Raw genomic sequence first — 17,045 nt, 5'->3', positions numbered from 1 at the left:
ATCCCATTTAGCCAATTGCCGCTCTTTTGTACGGTTAATTTTTGAAAATACATTTTTTCAGATAGCTTTGTCCAAACTTTAGGGGTGTCCCGATATGCGGACTGAGATAATACCCTTTGAACCTGATGCAGTTAGTACTGCCGAAGGGAAAAGTAAGAGATACTGCTATTGTATCTCAATGTATCTTTCCAAAAAAAGGTCCATTCCTGAAGTTTTTCTCAAAAACGTTATTCGGAATGGAAATTATCATCAACGGTCAAGCACGCGAATTTTCTGAACCGCTCTCGGTCCAGCAGTTATTATCTGATCTTTTTCCAGCACAGGTCAAAGGAGTTGCAGTCGCTGTAAATCAGTCTGTTATTCCCAAATCTGCATGGGCCGTTCACCCGCTGCAACCGCACGACCAGGTGATGCTGATCACCGCCACACAAGGCGGCTAGCCTCCATTCCGCCCATTTGTTTATCCTTAATCCAACATTTTATGAAGACTGAAAAAACGCCACAGAGCGGCAGTGTGACCACGGATCCATTTCCGAATTCAAGGAAAATTTATGTAAAAGGAAGCCTGCATAATGTGTCCGTGGCCATGCGTGAAATTGCATTGACGGACACGCGTTTGCATGGAAGAGCTGGTCAGGTGGAGAAGAATGCACCTTTGACGGTCTACGATACAAGCGGCCCGTTCACGGATCCGAATGTTGAAATTGATGTAAAAAAAGGACTTCCTGCTTTGCGTGCGGAGTGGATCCAGCCGCGGCAGGATGTGGAGCAACTGGAAAGCATCAGCTCTGATTATGGTCGGCAGCGAATGGCAGATCCGTCGCTCGAACCATTGCGTTTTGCGCACATTACCAAACCGTTCCGTGCCAAGCCGGGTGCGAATGTCTCCCAATTGCATTACGCCAAAAAGGGAATCATCACAGCTGAAATGGAATACATTGCAATCCGTGAAAACCAGCGTATCCAGGAAAATCTGTTGGAATTAAATGGCAAAGCTGGTTCGCTTTCGCATCAGCATCGCGGCCATAGCTTTGGCGCGAATACGCCGGTTAACTTCATCACGCCAGAATTTGTGCGCTCGGAAGTGGCGGCGGGCCGCGCGGTGATCCCGGTTAACATTAACCACCCGGAAAGCGAGCCGATGATCATTGGGCGCAACTTTTTGGTAAAAATCAATGCGAACATTGGTAACTCCGCGGTGTCTTCCACCATTGAGGAAGAAGTCGAAAAAGCCGTTTGGGCCTGCCGCTGGGGCGCTGACACAATCATGGATCTTTCCACTGGCAAGAACATTCACGAAACCCGCGAGTGGATCATCCGCAATTCACCCGTCCCAATCGGCACCGTTCCGATTTACCAGGCTTTGGAAAAAGTGAATGGAAAAGCTGAAGATCTGACCTGGGAACTGTTCCGCGACACGCTCATTGAGCAGGCCGAGCAAGGCGTGGATTATTTCACAATTCACGCTGGCGTGTTGCTGCGTTACATTCCGCTTACTGCCAAAAGGATCACAGGAATTGTTTCCCGAGGTGGTTCTATCATGGCTAAATGGTGCTTGGCGCATCACAAGGAAAACTTCCTTTACACGCATTTTGAGGAGATTTGTGAGATTATGAAGGCTTATGACGTTGCCTTTTCGCTGGGCGATGGCTTGCGTCCGGGCTGCATTGCCGATGCTAATGATGCGGCACAATTTTCAGAGCTGGAAACTTTGGGTGAGCTGACCAAAATCGCCTGGAAGCATGATGTTCAGACCATAATCGAAGGTCCTGGTCACGTGCCCATGCATTTGATAAAGGAAAATATGGAGAAGCAACTGGAACATTGCCAGGAAGCGCCATTTTATACATTAGGGCCTTTAACAACCGACATTGCACCTGGTTATGATCACATTACGTCGGCAATTGGTGCAGCCATGATCGGCTGGTTCGGGACGGCAATGCTTTGTTATGTGACGCCGAAAGAGCATTTGGGACTGCCTAACAAAAAGGACGTTAAGGACGGTGTGATCACTTATAAAATCGCCGCCCACGCCGCTGACCTCGCAAAAGGTCACCCGGGAGCGCAATATCGCGACAATGCATTGAGCAAAGCCCGTTTTGAATTCCGCTGGGAAGATCAATTCAACTTGTCTCTCGATCCGGAAACGGCCAAATCCTTCCACGACGAAACATTACCAGCCGAAGGTGCCAAAATCGCGCATTTCTGCTCCATGTGCGGGCCCAATTTCTGCTCCATGAAAATCACGCAGGACGTGCGCGATTATGCAGATGAGCATGGCTTGAATGAGGACGCAATTGCAGAAGGCATGGAGGAAAAGTCGCGGGAGTTCGCGAGTCTGGGCAGTCAGATTTACTTATAATATGGAACTGATCGCGATTTCGCATCCTGAATTTCTTCCGAACGAAGCCGAGCGTATAAACGCTTTGTTTCGTGCTGGATTAATACGCCTGCATATCAGGAAACTGCATTGTAATGTCGCTGACCTGAGTCAACTAATCGGAGAAATTGGCCCTGCTTTTCATGCCAACATTGCCTTGCATTCACATCATGAACTTGCGGCAGAATTTGGCATCACCAGGCTTCACTTTCCGGAAAAGCTAAGGCAAGAGACGCCGGATTTTATGTTGGGGAAGTTGAGAAATGCTGGCTTCAAGCTTAGCACTTCGATTCATGATATTAATGCGCTTAACGGACTTTCTAAGGCTTTTGATTACACATTCTTCGGGCCGGTTTTTGACAGCATTTCCAAGAAAGATTATCAGCGGGTTATTAATGATGATTTCTATTTGAAAGAAGAACAAAAAACTGTCAAAGTGATCGCTATTGGAGGAATTGATCATTCCAATATCGATAAACTCAAAAAAATGAACTTCGACGGCGCAGCCCTGCTAGGAGCAATCTGGCACTCAGAATCTCCATTTCCAAACTTTGCCGTTGGCTTAAGCCAACGGCAATTGAGATTAGAATCAGATTTGGATTTGAATTCAGATTTAGATTTAGATTTAGATTTCAATTCAGATTTGAAAAAAATTGAAAGGCTGCATTTTATTTCTAATCAAACATTGGAAATGAGCCATTTGGACAGCATTAACCTGGCATTGAAAGCCGGCTGCCGGTGGATCCAATTGCGGGTTAAAGATCAAGAGGAAAATCAAGTTCTTGGCATTGCAAAAGCTGCAAAATTACTTTGTGATAACTATTCTGCAAAGTTGATTATCAACGATTTCCCAAACATTGCGAGGGAAATTCATGCTTATGGCTTGCATCTTGGCCTCAATGACATGCCCATTCCAGAAGCGCGGAAAATCGTTGGTCAAAACATGATCATCGGCGGCACGGCCAATACATTTGAAGACATCCTCTTGCGGGCCAACGAAGGCGCTGATTACATTGGACTAGGGCCGTTTCGATTTACCAAAACCAAGCGAAATCTCAGTCCGATATTAGGTTTGGAAGGTTATCATGAATTGATGCAAAGGTTGGTTGGGGCGAACATTAAAATCCCGATTATCGCCATTGGCGGCATTTTGCATGACGACATTCCTGATCTGGTCGCAACCGGCGTGTATGGTGTTGCCATGTCTTCTGCATTGATCCAATCCAGCGAAAGAAAACAAACCGTCCAAAAAATCGAAGAATTATTATGTTAAAAATCGCAGATAAAACATTTGAGTCGCGGCTTTTTACAGGGACTGGCAAGTTCAGTTCTGCCGCATTAATGGAAGAATCATTGCTGGCCTCAGGCTCTGAACTGGTGACGGTGGCCTTGCGTCGGGTTGATTTGAATGATAGTCAGGACGATATGCTTTTGCATTTGAAACATCCGCACATTCATTTGTTACCGAACACATCCGGGGTCAGGAATGCGAAGGAAGCAGTTTTCGCAGCCCAGTTAGCGCGGGAAGCATTGGAAACAAACTGGCTCAAACTGGAAATCCACCCGGATCCAAAATATCTCCTCCCCGACCCGATTGAAACGCTTAAAGCGGCTGAGGAATTGGCCAAACTTGGATTCGTAATCCTCCCTTACATTCATGCGGATCCCGTATTGTGCAAAAGATTGGAAGAAGCTGGCGTGGCCGCTGTCATGCCACTTGGCTCACCCATTGGCAGCAATAAGGGTTTGAAAACGATTGATTTTCTCGAAATAATCATTGAGCAAAGTAATGTTCCGGTGATTGTGGATGCAGGAATCGGCTCGCCTTCGGATGCTGCAAAAGCCATGGAAATTGGTGCAGATGCGATTTTGGTAAATACAGCCATTGCGGTTGCGGGCGATCCGGTGGCGATGGCGGAAGCATTCAAACTGGCTGTGAAAGCTGGCCGCATGGCTTTTGAAGCGCGTTTGGGAAAACAGAAACATTATGCTGTGGCAAGCAGCCCGTTAACCGCATTTCTGGATTATGAGCTTTAAGGACAAATTCGAAACCTATCATTGGGATGAGGTCAAAGCCAGCATTTATGCCAAGACTTCTGCCGATGTGCAAGCAGCGCTTTGCGCAAGAAAACGGACACTGGAAGATTTCAAAGCGCTGATTTCGCCTGCCGCTGCGGACTTTTTGGAGCGTATGGCGCAGCTCAGCCACAGTTTGACGCAAAAGCGTTTTGGCAAAACCATGCAAATGTATGTGCCGCTGTATTTGTCCAACGAATGCACCAATATTTGCACTTACTGCGGGTTCAGTCTGGATAATAAGGTGCGGCGGAAGACACTTTCAAAGGCGGAGATTTTGCGGGAAGTGGAGGTGATCAAATCTTTGGGTTATGACCATGTTTTGCTGGTAACCGGCGAAGCAAATCAGACGGTGCACACAGCATATTTTAAGGAAGTAATCGAGTTGATACGCCCTTATTTTTCACAGATTTCAATGGAAGTCCAGCCGCTGGAAACCGCAGAATATGAGGAATTGATCACATTGGGGCTATATTCAGTTTTGATTTATCAAGAAACTTATCATAAAGAAGATTACAAAAAGCACCATCCAAAGGGCAAGAAATCAAACTTCAATTATCGCCTCGAAACGCCTGACAGACTTGGAGCTGCCGGAATTCACAAAATGGGATTGGGCGTTTTAATTGGCCTGGAAGACTGGCGCACAGACAGTTTCTTTACCGCCGCGCACCTGCAATATCTCGAACGAACCTACTGGCAAACGCGTTATAGTTTATCTTTTCCAAGGCTTCGGCCGTTTTCCGGTGGACTCGAACCAAAGGTAGAAATGACCGATCGGGAGCTTGTACAGCTGATTTGCGCGTATCGGATCACGAACGAGGAGGTGGAAATTTCGCTATCGACACGCGAATCTGAGAAATTCAGGGATCATTGCATTCAGCTTGGCGTTACGTCAATCAGTGCAGGTTCCAAAACGAATCCGGGGGGTTATGCGGTCGAGCCGGAGTCATTGGAACAGTTCGAGATTTCGGATGAACGGAGTCCGGCGGAGGTCGCGGCAATGATTCGAGCGAGGGGTTATGAGCCGGTTTGGAAGGATTGGGACCAGGTTTTTGTTCAATGATGAAATGAGTAAATATGTTTGAGCAACAGGAACGGAGACGTTATAGCAGACAAATCTTATTGCCAGAAATGGGCCTGATCGGTCAGGAAAGGCTTAAAGCCGCAAAAGTGCTGGTTGTAGGCGCTGGCGGTTTGGGCTGTCCGGTGCTGCAATATCTGGTCGCAGCTGGCGTCGGACACATTGGCATTGTCGACGATGATGCCGTGGATATCAGCAATCTGCACCGCCAGATCCTGTATTCCGCGGCGGACATTGGTAAGAGCAAAGTACTGACGGCCATTGAGAAGTTGCAAGTGCAAAATCCTTTTGTCAAACTGACGCCTTTCAATGTTCGTTTGCAGGAGGATAATGTGAATCAAATCATCCAGGATTACGATGTGATCATTGATGGCTCGGACAATTTCCCGACGCGTTATTTGGTCAATGATGCGTGTGTTGAACTCGATAAACCATTGATTTTCGGCTCTATCCTGCGTTTTGAAGGACAAGTTTCGGTTTTCAATTACAAAGGCGGCCCTACTTACCGTTGCCTTTTTCCTGACGCCGAAGAAGGCGACAACTGCGCAGAAGCTGGCGTGATCGGCATCCTACCCGGAATGATCGGCACTTATATGGCCAACGAGGCAGTCAAAATCATTTGCGAAATCGGCGAACCATTATCCGGAAAATTGTTGGTTATGAATGCATTAACCAACGCAACGAGCATTTTCAAATTTTCAAGATCCGAACAATTCACTTCACCTGAATCAAAAGCAAAGCGAAAACCAGAATCTCTAAGCAATCAGCCAGCCGAGCCAAAAGAACTCACATTCGAAGCATTCGAACGCATCGAAGCTTCCTATCCGGACCAGATTTACCTCGTAGACGTGAGGGAATACAACGAATTCGAAGCCGACAATTTCGGCGGAATCAACGTCCCCCTATCCGAAGTCCCCGACATTCTTCCAACATTGCCTCCAAACAAAACCATCGTATTCTACTGCCAAACCGGAAAACGCAGCGCCCAAGCAGCCAAGTTGCTCGCGCAAAGCGGTTTTGAAGGAGCGAGTTTCTGGGCTGGGAATTGGTAAGCCGATCGGAAAACCAATGAGAAATTATTTCAGATTTCGTTAATTCGTTGAGTTCATTCAGTGAATTTAGCTAAATTCGTTGAGTTCATTCAACGAGTTTACGAGATGGTGTATTCAAGATATATTATCGCTGCACTGCAGGACAAGTTAAAGTCTAACAAAGTCTTGGTGCTTACAGGCGCACGACGGGTCGGAAAAACTTTTCTACTTAATCAGCTGCAATCTGGTTTTGATGGAAAATCCCTTTTCATGAATGGTGAAGACCTTGACGTAATTGAGCTCCTAACCGACCGGAGAGTTGCGTCTTTTCAGCGCTGGGCTGGAAATCTGGATCTGCTTATTCTCGATGAAGCCCAGGTTATTCCTGAAATCGGGAAATCCTTAAAATTGCTTATCGATTCATTTCCGAATTTGACAATTCTTGCCAGCGGTTCATCAGCTTTCGAACTTTCTAATCAAACAGGCGAACCGTTAGTGGGCAGACAAATCAATTTCCAATTATTCCCCTTAGCACATCTTGAATTGGCTCAGAAAGAGAATTTTCTTGAAACACGACAAAATCTGGAAAACAGGCTCATTTTTGGAAGCTATCCTGATGTCGCGCAACTTACTAACTCAGAGGAGCAAACGGATTATTTGAAAGGGCTGGTAAACGCGTATTTATTGAAGGATATTTTAATGTTCGAACAAGTGCGCTATTCACATAAAATGCTTCAACTACTGCAATTGGTGGCTTATCAGATCGGGCAAGAGGTTTCTTTGGAAGAGCTTTCCAAAGCATTGCAGATCGATCGCAATACAGTCGAAAGATATCTCGATTTGTTTTCAAAAGTGTTTATCATTTTTCGCATCGGCGGTTACAGTAAAAATCTCAGAAAGGAGGTTACCAAGTCTTCCAAGTGGTATTTTTTTGATAATGGGATCAGAAATGGGTTAATCAACAACTTCGCCCCTATTATACAGCGTCAGGACGTGGGTGCCCTTTGGGAAAATTATCTGGTTGCTGAACGCGTAAAATACAACACATACACGCGAACATTTCCTTACACTTATTTTTGGCGAACATATGATCAGCAAGAGCTGGACTGGCTCGAATTGAAAAATGAACAACTCGCTGGCTATGAATTTAAATGGAATGACAGTAAAGTGAAGTTTCCTAAGGCTTTCGTTGAAGCATACCCGAAAGCGAAAACCAATTGGATCACACGAGACAATTACACTGATTTTTTAACGGGCATTATCTAGCCATTCTATACTTTTTCCCAGCACTTTCATGACCATTAAACATATCCTGCGTTGCCTCTTTGTGAGTTTGATTATACTTAACATTAAACAAACAGGTCTAGCCCAAACCACCCAAAAACCCGTCACCATCGAAGTCAACCTCAGCGTTGATAAAGGCCCGGCGAAGCCGATTTGGGCTTGGTTTGGTTATGATGAGCCGAATTATACTTACATGAAAGATGGCAAGAAATTGCTGACGGAAATTTCGCAGTTGAGCAAAGTGCCCGTTTATGTGCGGGCGCATAGTATGCTCGTAACGGGCGATGGCGTGGCGGCTTTGAAGTGGGGTTCGACGAATGTTTATACGGAAGACAAGCACGGGAAGCCGGTTTATGACTGGACCATTGTTGATAAAATTTTTGACACATACATTGAACGCGGCATGCGGCCGATTGCCCAAATTGGTTTTATGCCCGAAGCATTATCGTCCAAACCGCAGCCATACAGGCATTTCTGGAAGCCCGGTGACAATTACAACGACATTTACACAGGCTGGGCTTATCCGCCGAATGACTACAAAAAGTTTGCTGAACTCGTATTTCAATGGGTGAAACATTCGATTGAACGTTATGGCAAAAAAGAGGTCGAAACTTGGTATTGGGAGCTTTGGAATGAACCGAACATTGGTTACTGGAAAGGGACGACCGAGGAATATATCAAAATGTATGACTATTCGGCGGACGCTGTGAAACGAGCTTTGCCTACTGCAAAAATCGGCGGACCGGAGGTTACCGGGCCAAATTGGGATGTATCCGCAAAATTTTTCAGGGCATTTCTGGATCACGTTGTGAGCGGCAAAAATTATGTAACGGGCAAAACCGGCTCGCCACTGGACTTCATCACATTCCACGCAAAAGGCAATCCTAAGGTCGTTGATGGCATTGTGCGAATGGATATGGGAACACAATTGCGCGACATTGACAAGGGATTTGAAATCGTCGCCTCCTACCCGAGCCTGAAAAAACTGCCCATTATCATCGGCGAATCCGATCCGGAAGGGTGCGCGGCTTGCTCAGAAGATCTGCATCCGCAAAATGCATATCGCAATGGCACCATGTATTCGAGTTACACAGCTGCGTCTTTTGCCCGGAAACATGAATTGGCTGATGCGCGAGGCGTCAATCTGCTCGGTGCGGTAACCTGGGCTTTTGAATTTGAGGATCAGCCTTGGTTCAGGGGTTTCCGCGATCTTGCGACGAAGGGCGTTGACAAGCCGGTTTTGAATGTGTTCAGAATGTTCGGGATGATGGATGGAAACCGGGTTGAAGTGAAGCAAAATCTGGCTTATAATTTTGAAAAACTGAAAAACGAAAGTGTGCGTGGCGAGCGTGATATCAATGCATTTGCCACAAAGAACGACCGGGAAGCGGCAATAATGGTCTGGAATTATCATGACGACAATAAAATTATCGCCTCATCGCCCGTGACGGTCCAGCTCACTGGTGTGAAGGCAAAGCGCGTTCAGGTGCAGCATTACCGGATCGACCAAGAGCATAGCAATGCTTACGAGGCTTGGAAGAAAATGGGTTCACCGCAAAAACCAACTGCCGAACAAATCGCAACTTTGGAAAGCGCTGGCCAGTTGCAGACACTGACTTCGCCAAAGTGGGTAAATGTTGATAAGGAGAAAATCAAGCTTGATTTTGACCTGCCTGCACAAGGCGTTTCGCTGCTGAAAATCATTTGGTAACCAAAACTTTGCTGAAAATTTTAATAATCTATTAATTACGTAGATTAAATAGTTTTACTACTTTTGTAACTTCCTGTTCATAGGCGAATTCCAAAAACCGACAGTAATGCTCACAAAAGTCCTCTCGCTCAAACTTCCCTCAATATCTGGCTGGTACATTGCTGCTGGGGTTATTGTGCTCATATTATCTGCGATTTTTATTTTTAATGGCTCATTATCAATCAGTCATGAGAATGTAAGTGAATTTATCGGGAGCGATTTTGCATTGTATCTTTTGGTTGGATTGGCTGCACAGCTGGTCGATGGCGCATTGGGAATGGCTTACGGCGTGACTTCAACATCTTTTTTGTTAAGCTTGGGCGTGCCTCCGGCGATCAGCAGCACAAGCGTTCACGTGGCCGAAATGTTCACGACCGGCGCTTCCGCAATCTCCCATTTTCGTTACAAAAACATCAATAAAAAACTTTTCAAAAGCCTGCTGATCCCGGGTGTTTTTGGTGCCGTCACCGGTGCATATCTTCTTTCTGACGTCATCGATGGGGATTTTGTGAAGCCTTACATTGCTGCTTATATGGTTGTGCTGGGTTTGATCATCATCAGGAAAGCCTTGCAAAAGAATCTGGTAAAAAATAAAACCAAGAAAATCGGCATTCTTGCAGCAGCAGGCGGTTTTCTGGATTCCATCGGCGGCGGCGGTTGGGGACCTATTGTGACTTCAACATTGCTTGGACAAGGTCGTGATCCGCGTTACACGATTGGCTCGGTGAATGCTGCGGAATTTGTCATTGCATTTGCAAGCGGCGTTACATTCCTGCTTTTCACCGGCGTTAGCAGCTGGCAGGTTGTCTCTGGACTTATTATTGGCGGCGTTATTGCTGCTCCATTCGGTGCCATGCTGGTTGGTAAAATCAAACGCAAGCCGTTGATGCTGATCATTGGTTGCCTTGTAATCGGACTTAGCATCCGGACAATCTTGCTGAGTTTCTAGCTTGAAAAAGCTTTCTCAACGACATTTCCACTCACTTTTTCTGCCTCAATAATCGAAAATCAGTAGCTTTGCTGAAACGTGTCGCGGATTATGATTTCTGATTTCGGTTATATTTTGCTTTTCATCATTGCTGCCCTTGTGCTGCTTGGCGTAATGCTTACCATTGCCAAATTTCTGCGTCCAAACCGTCCTAATGAAGAAAAACTCACCACTTACGAGTCGGGAGAAGATCCATTGGGCAATGCGAACATTCAATTCAACGTGCGCTTTTATGTTATCGCACTGATTTTTGTGTTGTTTGAAGTTGAGCTGTTGTTCCTTTTCCTTGGGCAATTGTATTTGGCAGCGAAGATCTCATTGCACAAACGAACGGACAATGGGGCTGGTTTGCCATGGCAGAAATGACCGTCTTCATCGGCATCCTCATCCTCGGCTTAGCCTACGCCTGGGCCAAAGGCTACCTCGACTGGGTAAGGCCAAAACCCGAATTACCAGCAATCGACTCACCAGTTCCTGCCGATTTGTATGGACGGGTTAATGAAAAGTATCGGAAGAAATAGACGCTGATATAATGTGGGGAAGTATGTCTTACCAAACCTCGTTATAGAAGAACTTCACAGTGTCAGCTGCCCCACCCAATTCCTTTAAATATGCCGATGCTTCCAGAATTGTTGGCTGGCTGACAGTTTCATGCATTTTGTAGAATCGCTTAAGACCGTATCGATATGTAATAGAGACAGTCATCTCCTTTGTCTTTGAGATAGGTGCAGGGTTAATTCGCCAAACTTCTGTTCCCGTGAGCGTATCGTTTCGAAACGTTGTTTCAATATGACCGTTATCGAAAACTATGACCAATCTTTCGGAAAAGCCAATTTGAGATTCCAGCAATGTCTTTGTCGGCGTTACTATTTTTTCAAGCTTCCAGGTTCCTAGCAAATTCGTAGTTATTGGTTCACCCGCCGTCCAGCCCTCGCGAGGTTAACAAGCACCCGCCATAAAAAAGATTGAAGTAATGGTGATAGAACACTTAAAGAAGTATTTATATAATGATGTTTTCATTTTCAATCAAATTTTGACGTAGGCTCGTAAATAAATCGTAGCGTGTCAAGTTCTGGCTTGTACGTTGCACTATTCATAAGGCCGCTTAACTTTATTTTTGTCGCTATTCCTGCTTCGACGTCGCGATCAATGATTGCCAAAAAGCCAACCGTCTCATCCATTCGATAGTAAAAGGCGCTCTGTTTCGTTTTTCTGGTGTAATCGTAATTATAAAGTATTCCTAAGTAGCGTCCAGTACTATCTACGTTTGCACTATAAAATGTAAACACTCTGTACTCTGTGCCTTCTTTATAAAACGGAACGTTGGCACTATCTCTAACCATGAACCCCACTTTGGTTGTCAACAGTTGTCTTTCTGGAATTGTAAGTAGACTGGAAGTCTTTCCCCTAATCTCATATTTGGAGATTTTCCAATATCCAGTCAAACCATCACCGCCATTCCCTACAACGTCGCCTTGCGGACCGACATTTTTATAACATCCAATCATTAGATTGATGTAAAACATAAGCATTAAGGTTCTCATTTCCTGGCTATTTAGGTTTTACGATGTAGGCTCGGATATGTTATTAATGCAAAAGAGGCAACGACGTCATAAATACAAGATAGCATGATATTGGCTGGCTAATTATGACTTGGATCTTTTCAAGTTGCCAGCCTACCAAACCTCTCTATAAAAGAACTTGACAGTGTCAGCAGCCCCACCCAATTCCTTTAAATATGCTGATGCTTCCAGAATTGTTGGTTGCTTAGTCGATTTTCGAATTTTATAAAATCGCTTCGAACCGCTTCCACGATACGTGACTAGTACGGTCATATTTTTAGTTTTCGACACCGTCCCTGGAACCCTGGTCCATATGTGTTTTGCAAATAGTGTGTCATTTCTATAAATACGCCCAACTTCGTCATCGACTTCATGATAACTTTTTAATATTTCGAAATACCCAATTTGCAAGCCTTCCAGGGACCGTGTAGGAGTTACGACTTTTTCGAGGACCCAAGTTCCTATTAAATCCACTGAAATTGGTGTTCCAGCGAACATACCATTATCCTGGTCGCAGGCATTTGTTGTCAATAGGATTGACATAAACACAATGCTATTTTTAATTGAGCTCTTCATATTCATCTGATGATGATTCATTACCAAACTGCTTCATAAAAAAACTTGACAGTGTCACTGGTGCCTCCTACCTCTGTTAAATAAGCTGAGGCTTCGAGCCTGTCTGGTTTTCCACTTTGCTTCGTTATCTTGTAAAATCTTTTAAGCCCACCCCTGTAAGACATTAAAACCGTTTTGTGTTTGTCACTCGAAATCGGAGCTGGATTTCGGGCCCAGATATGTTTGGCGTAAAGTGTATCATTCCGAATGATACGTTCCACGTCGGTGCCATCTTCATTGTTACTCACCAATTGTTCAGAATAGCCCATTTGCGAACCGGTTAATGTGCGCGTTGGTGTGACGATTTTATCTAAAATCCACGTACCTCCAAGGTGAGTAAACAGCGGTTGTCCGGCAAATAGATCATCTTTCGGGTCACATCCTCCAATGAGCAAAAAGACTGAAAAAATGGCTACAGATTTTTTCAAATGTTTCATATCTCGAAGTCTATTTAGATTCGTTTCTAAACAATGCATATTATGGCCTGATGCCAGTTATCACATGCATATTTCCGTTATAATCTTCCCCCTTAGGATTGTACTGACCAAAAGCATAATCGCCATTAGCCTTTCCCTCCCACCCCCAATTCATTCTTAGATATGTGTAAGACCATTCTTTACATTGTTTTGTTGCGCAATCGAACTCACTATATTCACTCAACTGATAACCCTCACAAACCCAAATATGGTAGTCGTTGAAACAACTTAGACAAGTAGACCCCCAGAATAGGACGGGGTGGTTCCCATTCAACTCACTCTTTATCAATGCAAAGTTGTATACTTCATTGCCAGAACCGCCGGATGAAAAGCCAAAGCTTTTTAATCCGCTTTTCACATCCGCTGGCCAGGTAAAAGTGTTACAAGAGCCCATGTAATTGTAACTCGCCTTAGCTTTGTCACCCATTGTCTTCATTAGCGTACCCAGACTATGCTGGCCAGCGTTAGTTGCATCACATGGCCAATCAGACACCCTCGGTCTAGTCAAGACGGGATGATAAAACTCCTCTAACTGTGCCATTGCTACGGGACCACATCCAGCCAGCCTTCTTCCGCATCCATCACAATCTCCCGCCGTACTCAACTTAGTTGTTGCCAACGCGTTTTGCCCCCATATCGTCGTTATCAGTGGCCCAACAATAGTCATTTTATTTTTACACTGAAACTGTCCGTATTGATACCATTCGATACAATTTGTATCCGTGGCCCTAAGTTTTCTGGATAAGAACTTTTGCCATTCTTTTAGTACAATGCTGTGAGGTTCGCCTCCTTTTTGTCGCGCTTCCCTGACCTTTGTTTTTGCCATGTCAAGCCAAAGGTCTACACCATTGGGAATGTTCTTAGGATCGATCTTTGACTGACTTGAAAATGCGAGAATGGGCATCACACGCAGGTCGGCGGCGACAATCGCAAATCCTTGTCTTTTCTCGAAAATGTAAAGTAATGGCTCACCGGTTGCCGAATCACTCACCGTTTCGCTGCTAATAACATCGTCTGCGCCAGCATCAATTCTGGCTGATGAATCAGCATTCTCTTTTCCGCCAGTTCCATGATATCCTGATGCAACTTCCGTTGCCTCGTGCAGGGAGATTACAGACGGATCCTGATGCATTTCGACCTTTGAATCCGGATTTTTAGGAAGCTCTTCTCTTTTACATTGGTAAAAAACCATTAGTAACAAGCAGAAAACAAATAAACATTTACCCGATAAAGCTACATTCCTCATAACAATAGCATGTGTTACCCAACCCCACTCACCACGCTGGTTGCATGGCTTTGGGGTGTGATGCAAAATTGCTTTGTAATGACACTTGAATCCAACAAGCTGCGCTTATAAGTCGATGGTTTTGGCTTATAACTTTATAACCGGAGCTTATAATTGGAATTTGGGGCTTGGTTGAAATTGAAAAATTACAGACTTTGCGCATCAGATGCCTTCCGTCTGCATTTTATCAACACACTATCATGAATATATTTGCGAGTAACCTCCTTACGAAACGTGAGGAAAAACGATACACACAAGCCTATATGGCGTTTTTGAGCGGCATGTCGCAGCCTAATTACTCTGACATTGAGAGGGGCAAAACGCGCCCCTCTATTAATCAGTTGAAGAAATTTTCAGAAATACTCGGTATTTCGGTGGACGAGCTGATTACCGATCCGAATCAGATTCCCACCACCGTTTTACCTGCATCTACACCAAGCCAGGAGGCATTGCTCAGACGCATTGAAGAAAAAGATATTTACATCAAAATACTGGAAAGCCAGCTTATTAACTTAATGCAAAAGAAGAATTAATCTTTCTTGTGCATTCCCATTCCGCCCCACATTTTACCATTGTTTTTCGGGAAAAACACAAGCCCGATTTGAAGATAGATCTGGTTAAGTTTTAATGATGATAAATCACTGATCGTCACATCTTCACCTTTCCATTTCCGTCGCCCAAGAATTGGTAAATGATAGGTTGCTTTTCCACTCAAATACACTTTATCATGCCATTTCGGAAGAAGGTTCATTTTGTAATCTGCTCCAATCCCGGCGTGTAAATTAATGTTGCCCGTAGCGAGCTTGATCGGCTCAAAGGAAGAAGGATTTTGAATCACCTGACCAATGGTCGCAGATTGGTTACTTTTGATTTTCAGGCGGTAAAGCATTAAATCGAAGCCAATTGGCAGCAGCACATTCCAGCGGCGATTGTTGACCAGCTTGGGCCCGCCGTCTGTTCCAATGCCGATTCCGCCCAAATATGCTTTTCGCATGTCTTTGTCGGTTGTGTAGTTTGTGCTGTTCATAATGATCAGCCTTGCTTCCGAAAACCAACGCTGCGATTCGGTCCGTTTAGCTAACACAATCGATCCCATCATAGAAGTAAATGGTTTGATCTGCAACCGGTCAAGCTGATCTCGCATGGTTTTGTTGTTGGGAAGCAGTCCAAACTCGGCATAAACGGCCATACCGCTTTGGAACATACGTACGGTGGTGTCGGTTTGCGCTTGCGCGGAAACACCGATAATCATGGCTAAAAAAGTTGTTAATAGTAATTTGTTTTTCATAAAGATGTGTTCTGGTGCTCGCTTGGAAGTGTTTGGCGAAACAGATTTTTACTAAATATGGTTACTTTTGCATACATTGATAAAGCTTAACAAGCAATATCTATACCACTGATTTTTTTGAAGGAAGATAAAGAGATGAGCGAGAAAATAAAGACAGGAGACGGGGGCATCATACTCACCAATGCAGAGGATTTAATGAACTGGGCGCGGCTTTCATCACTATGGCCGATGGGCTTTGGATTGGCTTGCTGCGCAATAGAAATGATGGCGGCGTACGCTTCTAACTACGATTTGGAGCGTTTTGGAATTTTGCCAAGACCTTCTCCCCGGCAGTCGGATGTAATGATTGTGGCGGGAACTGTGACGTTTAAAATGGCGGACAGGATCAGGCGATTATACGAACAAATGCCCGAGCCGCGTTACGTGATCTCCATGGGAAGCTGCTCAAACTGTGGCGGGCCTTATTGGGAACACGGCTATCATGTGGTGAAAGGCGTTGACAGGATTATACCGGTTGATGTATACGTTCCGGGATGTCCGCCTCGGCCGGAAGCGCTGATCGGTGGCTTTATGAAGTTGCAGGAAAAGATCAAAGGCGAGCATCCGCTGGCGCCGGAATTGTTTCTCGAAATGGAAGCTGCTGAGACTGCAACTGTCTAACATTTAATCAAGAAAATATGACATTTCAGGAAATTGCGGAAATAGTGACCGGTGCTTTTCCGAATTATAAGATTGACACGGACACCAAAAATCCACAGCCCGTTTTGCACATTCCGGTAGAAAACATTGCTGAAATATGCAATTTTCTCTATCGGGATGAACAGCTGTTCTTTGATTTTTTGGCGTGTGTTTCAGCGATTGATAATGGGCCTGTCCATTCGACAATGGAGCTTGTTTACAACCTCACATCCATTCCTTACGGGCACGATCTGATGCTGAAAGCGATATTCCCGCGCAGCGTGGAGGGTGAGCCTTTGCCCGTTGTGTCTTCGGTTTCCCATATCTGGCGCACTGCGGACTGGCATGAAAGAGAGGCTTTTGACTTAATGGGCATTCATTTTGAAGGTCACCCGGATCTGCGTCGAATATTGCTTCCTGAGGATTGGGAAGGCCACCCTTTGCGAAAAGACTACTCTGTTCAGCACCGTTATCATGGAATTTATGTGCGTTATGAGGATGGGATTTCGGAGCAATTGCCTGCTGATGAAGGCAGGGCTTAATGTTATAAA

18 protein-coding genes, 1 pseudogene and 1 riboswitch are annotated in these 17,045 nt (G+C 45.0%); of the genes and pseudogenes, 13 read left to right on the top strand and 6 right to left on the bottom strand.

Features of this window, described 5'->3' with window-relative positions:
• Positions 1 to 70 precede the first annotated feature (70 nt).
• A riboswitch (TPP riboswitch) is annotated at positions 71 to 166 on the top strand.
• From thiS to AC0IYG_RS09225, 10 genes and pseudogenes are all read left to right on the top strand, one after another.
• On the top strand, positions 126 to 440 hold the full coding sequence (thiS, locus tag AC0IYG_RS09270) for a sulfur carrier protein ThiS (RefSeq protein WP_471710808.1): 315 nt from the start codon (positions 126 to 128) through the stop codon (positions 438 to 440). (Overlaps the previous riboswitch by 41 nt.)
• A gap of 41 nt (positions 441 to 481) precedes the next feature.
• Complete coding sequence (thiC, locus tag AC0IYG_RS09265; protein ID WP_471710807.1) at positions 482 to 2,362, top strand: phosphomethylpyrimidine synthase ThiC; 1,881 nt, start codon at positions 482 to 484, stop codon at positions 2,360 to 2,362.
• A 1-nt stretch (position 2,363) separates the two neighbouring features.
• On the top strand, positions 2,364 to 3,653 hold the full coding sequence (locus AC0IYG_RS09260; RefSeq protein ID WP_471710806.1) for a thiamine phosphate synthase: 1,290 nt from the start codon (positions 2,364 to 2,366) through the stop codon (positions 3,651 to 3,653).
• The gene (locus AC0IYG_RS09255; RefSeq protein ID WP_471710805.1) at positions 3,647 to 4,417 is read left to right on the top strand and encodes a HisA/HisF-related TIM barrel protein; all 771 of its coding nucleotides are present in this window, start codon (positions 3,647 to 3,649) and stop codon (positions 4,415 to 4,417) included. Before AC0IYG_RS09260 ends, AC0IYG_RS09255 begins: the two co-directional genes overlap by 7 nt.
• Positions 4,407 to 5,519, top strand: a complete 1,113-nt coding sequence (gene thiH / locus AC0IYG_RS09250) for a 2-iminoacetate synthase ThiH (RefSeq protein WP_471710804.1) — start codon at positions 4,407 to 4,409, stop codon at positions 5,517 to 5,519. Before AC0IYG_RS09255 ends, thiH begins: the two co-directional genes overlap by 11 nt.
• A gap of 14 nt (positions 5,520 to 5,533) precedes the next feature.
• Entirely contained in the window at positions 5,534 to 6,589 is a 1,056-nt protein-coding gene (moeB, locus tag AC0IYG_RS09245) for a molybdopterin-synthase adenylyltransferase MoeB (protein ID WP_471710803.1), read from the top strand.
• A gap of 105 nt (positions 6,590 to 6,694) precedes the next feature.
• Positions 6,695 to 7,834 (top strand): ATP-binding protein, encoded by a 1,140-nt coding sequence (locus AC0IYG_RS09240; protein WP_471710802.1) that lies wholly within the window; start codon positions 6,695 to 6,697, stop codon positions 7,832 to 7,834.
• A gap of 28 nt (positions 7,835 to 7,862) precedes the next feature.
• A complete protein-coding gene (locus tag AC0IYG_RS09235) occupies positions 7,863 to 9,563 on the top strand; it encodes a GH39 family glycosyl hydrolase (protein ID WP_471710801.1) in 1,701 nt (566 codons plus the stop codon).
• A gap of 106 nt (positions 9,564 to 9,669) precedes the next feature.
• Complete coding sequence (locus tag AC0IYG_RS09230; RefSeq protein WP_471710800.1) at positions 9,670 to 10,551, top strand: sulfite exporter TauE/SafE family protein; 882 nt, start codon at positions 9,670 to 9,672, stop codon at positions 10,549 to 10,551.
• A 90-nt stretch (positions 10,552 to 10,641) separates the two neighbouring features.
• A pseudogene (locus AC0IYG_RS09225) lies at positions 10,642 to 11,111 on the top strand (NADH-quinone oxidoreductase subunit A).
• Positions 11,112 to 11,139: 28 nt separating this feature from the next.
• Here the strand turns inward: AC0IYG_RS09225 and AC0IYG_RS09220 are convergent.
• From AC0IYG_RS09220 to AC0IYG_RS09200, 5 genes are all read right to left on the bottom strand, one after another.
• Complete coding sequence (locus AC0IYG_RS09220) at positions 11,140 to 11,487, bottom strand: hypothetical protein (RefSeq protein ID WP_471710799.1); 348 nt, start codon at positions 11,485 to 11,487, stop codon at positions 11,140 to 11,142.
• Between the two features lie 125 nt (positions 11,488 to 11,612).
• The gene (locus tag AC0IYG_RS09215; RefSeq protein ID WP_471710798.1) at positions 11,613 to 12,134 is read right to left on the bottom strand and encodes a hypothetical protein; all 522 of its coding nucleotides are present in this window, start codon (positions 12,132 to 12,134) and stop codon (positions 11,613 to 11,615) included.
• 132 nt (positions 12,135 to 12,266) lie between these two features.
• Positions 12,267 to 12,728 carry a hypothetical protein gene (locus AC0IYG_RS09210; RefSeq protein ID WP_471710797.1) on the bottom strand — a complete coding sequence of 154 codons (462 nt, stop codon included), beginning with the start codon at positions 12,726 to 12,728 and terminating at the stop codon, positions 12,267 to 12,269.
• A 20-nt stretch (positions 12,729 to 12,748) separates the two neighbouring features.
• On the bottom strand, positions 12,749 to 13,204 hold the full coding sequence (locus AC0IYG_RS09205) for a hypothetical protein (RefSeq protein WP_471710796.1): 456 nt from the start codon (positions 13,202 to 13,204) through the stop codon (positions 12,749 to 12,751).
• Positions 13,205 to 13,244: 40 nt separating this feature from the next.
• Positions 13,245 to 14,489, bottom strand: coding sequence for a Spi family protease inhibitor (locus tag AC0IYG_RS09200; protein WP_471710795.1), 1,245 nt, complete (start codon positions 14,487 to 14,489; stop codon positions 13,245 to 13,247).
• 239 nt (positions 14,490 to 14,728) lie between these two features.
• Between AC0IYG_RS09200 and AC0IYG_RS09195 the strand changes: the two genes are divergently transcribed.
• Positions 14,729 to 15,061 (top strand): helix-turn-helix domain-containing protein, encoded by a 333-nt coding sequence (locus tag AC0IYG_RS09195; RefSeq protein WP_471710794.1) that lies wholly within the window; start codon positions 14,729 to 14,731, stop codon positions 15,059 to 15,061.
• On the opposite strand, the gene AC0IYG_RS09190 is transcribed toward AC0IYG_RS09195, so the two are convergent.
• Positions 15,058 to 15,816, bottom strand: a complete 759-nt coding sequence (locus AC0IYG_RS09190; RefSeq protein ID WP_471710793.1) for a hypothetical protein — start codon at positions 15,814 to 15,816, stop codon at positions 15,058 to 15,060. The genes AC0IYG_RS09195 and AC0IYG_RS09190 overlap by 4 nt on opposite strands.
• 135 nt (positions 15,817 to 15,951) lie before the next feature.
• Here AC0IYG_RS09190 and nuoB point away from each other — a divergent pair, with 135 nt between their 5' ends.
• Complete coding sequence (gene nuoB / locus AC0IYG_RS09185) at positions 15,952 to 16,476, top strand: NADH-quinone oxidoreductase subunit NuoB (protein ID WP_471710888.1); 525 nt, start codon at positions 15,952 to 15,954, stop codon at positions 16,474 to 16,476.
• A gap of 17 nt (positions 16,477 to 16,493) precedes the next feature.
• Positions 16,494 to 17,036 carry an NADH-quinone oxidoreductase subunit C gene (locus tag AC0IYG_RS09180; RefSeq protein ID WP_471710792.1) on the top strand — a complete coding sequence of 181 codons (543 nt, stop codon included), beginning with the start codon at positions 16,494 to 16,496 and terminating at the stop codon, positions 17,034 to 17,036.
• Positions 17,037 to 17,045 lie beyond the last annotated feature (9 nt).

It is taken from the genome of Dyadobacter sp. AC419, assembly GCF_979253085.1.
The sequence above is the reverse complement of the archived record's forward strand: the minus strand, read 5'-3'. Positions and strand labels throughout refer to the sequence as shown.

What these genes read in the sequence shown, in the direction of transcription:
- AC0IYG_RS09180 (WP_471710792.1), top strand. Translation starts at nt 16,494, where the DNA reads ATGACATTTCAGGAAATTGCGGAAATAGTGACCGGTGCTTTTCCGAAT.
- AC0IYG_RS09260 (WP_471710806.1), top strand. Translation starts at nt 2,364, where the DNA reads ATGGAACTGATCGCGATTTCGCATCCTGAATTTCTTCCGAACGAAGCC.
- AC0IYG_RS09235 (WP_471710801.1), top strand. Translation starts at nt 7,863, where the DNA reads ATGACCATTAAACATATCCTGCGTTGCCTCTTTGTGAGTTTGATTATA.
- AC0IYG_RS09210 (WP_471710797.1), bottom strand. Translation starts at nt 12,728, where the DNA reads ATGAAGAGCTCAATTAAAAATAGCATTGTGTTTATGTCAATCCTATTG.
- nuoB (WP_471710888.1), top strand. Translation starts at nt 15,952, where the DNA reads ATGAGCGAGAAAATAAAGACAGGAGACGGGGGCATCATACTCACCAAT.
- AC0IYG_RS09195 (WP_471710794.1), top strand. Translation starts at nt 14,729, where the DNA reads ATGAATATATTTGCGAGTAACCTCCTTACGAAACGTGAGGAAAAACGA.
- AC0IYG_RS09240 (WP_471710802.1), top strand. Translation starts at nt 6,695, where the DNA reads ATGGTGTATTCAAGATATATTATCGCTGCACTGCAGGACAAGTTAAAG.
- thiH (WP_471710804.1), top strand. Translation starts at nt 4,407, where the DNA reads ATGAGCTTTAAGGACAAATTCGAAACCTATCATTGGGATGAGGTCAAA.
- AC0IYG_RS09200 (WP_471710795.1), bottom strand. Translation starts at nt 14,489, where the DNA reads ATGAGGAATGTAGCTTTATCGGGTAAATGTTTATTTGTTTTCTGCTTG.
- thiS (WP_471710808.1), top strand. Translation starts at nt 126, where the DNA reads ATGCAGTTAGTACTGCCGAAGGGAAAAGTAAGAGATACTGCTATTGTA.
- AC0IYG_RS09215 (WP_471710798.1), bottom strand. Translation starts at nt 12,134, where the DNA reads ATGAGAACCTTAATGCTTATGTTTTACATCAATCTAATGATTGGATGT.
- AC0IYG_RS09255 (WP_471710805.1), top strand. Translation starts at nt 3,647, where the DNA reads ATGTTAAAAATCGCAGATAAAACATTTGAGTCGCGGCTTTTTACAGGG.
- AC0IYG_RS09230 (WP_471710800.1), top strand. Translation starts at nt 9,670, where the DNA reads ATGCTCACAAAAGTCCTCTCGCTCAAACTTCCCTCAATATCTGGCTGG.
- AC0IYG_RS09190 (WP_471710793.1), bottom strand. Translation starts at nt 15,816, where the DNA reads ATGAAAAACAAATTACTATTAACAACTTTTTTAGCCATGATTATCGGT.
- thiC (WP_471710807.1), top strand. Translation starts at nt 482, where the DNA reads ATGAAGACTGAAAAAACGCCACAGAGCGGCAGTGTGACCACGGATCCA.
- AC0IYG_RS09205 (WP_471710796.1), bottom strand. Translation starts at nt 13,204, where the DNA reads ATGAAACATTTGAAAAAATCTGTAGCCATTTTTTCAGTCTTTTTGCTC.
- moeB (WP_471710803.1), top strand. Translation starts at nt 5,534, where the DNA reads ATGTTTGAGCAACAGGAACGGAGACGTTATAGCAGACAAATCTTATTG.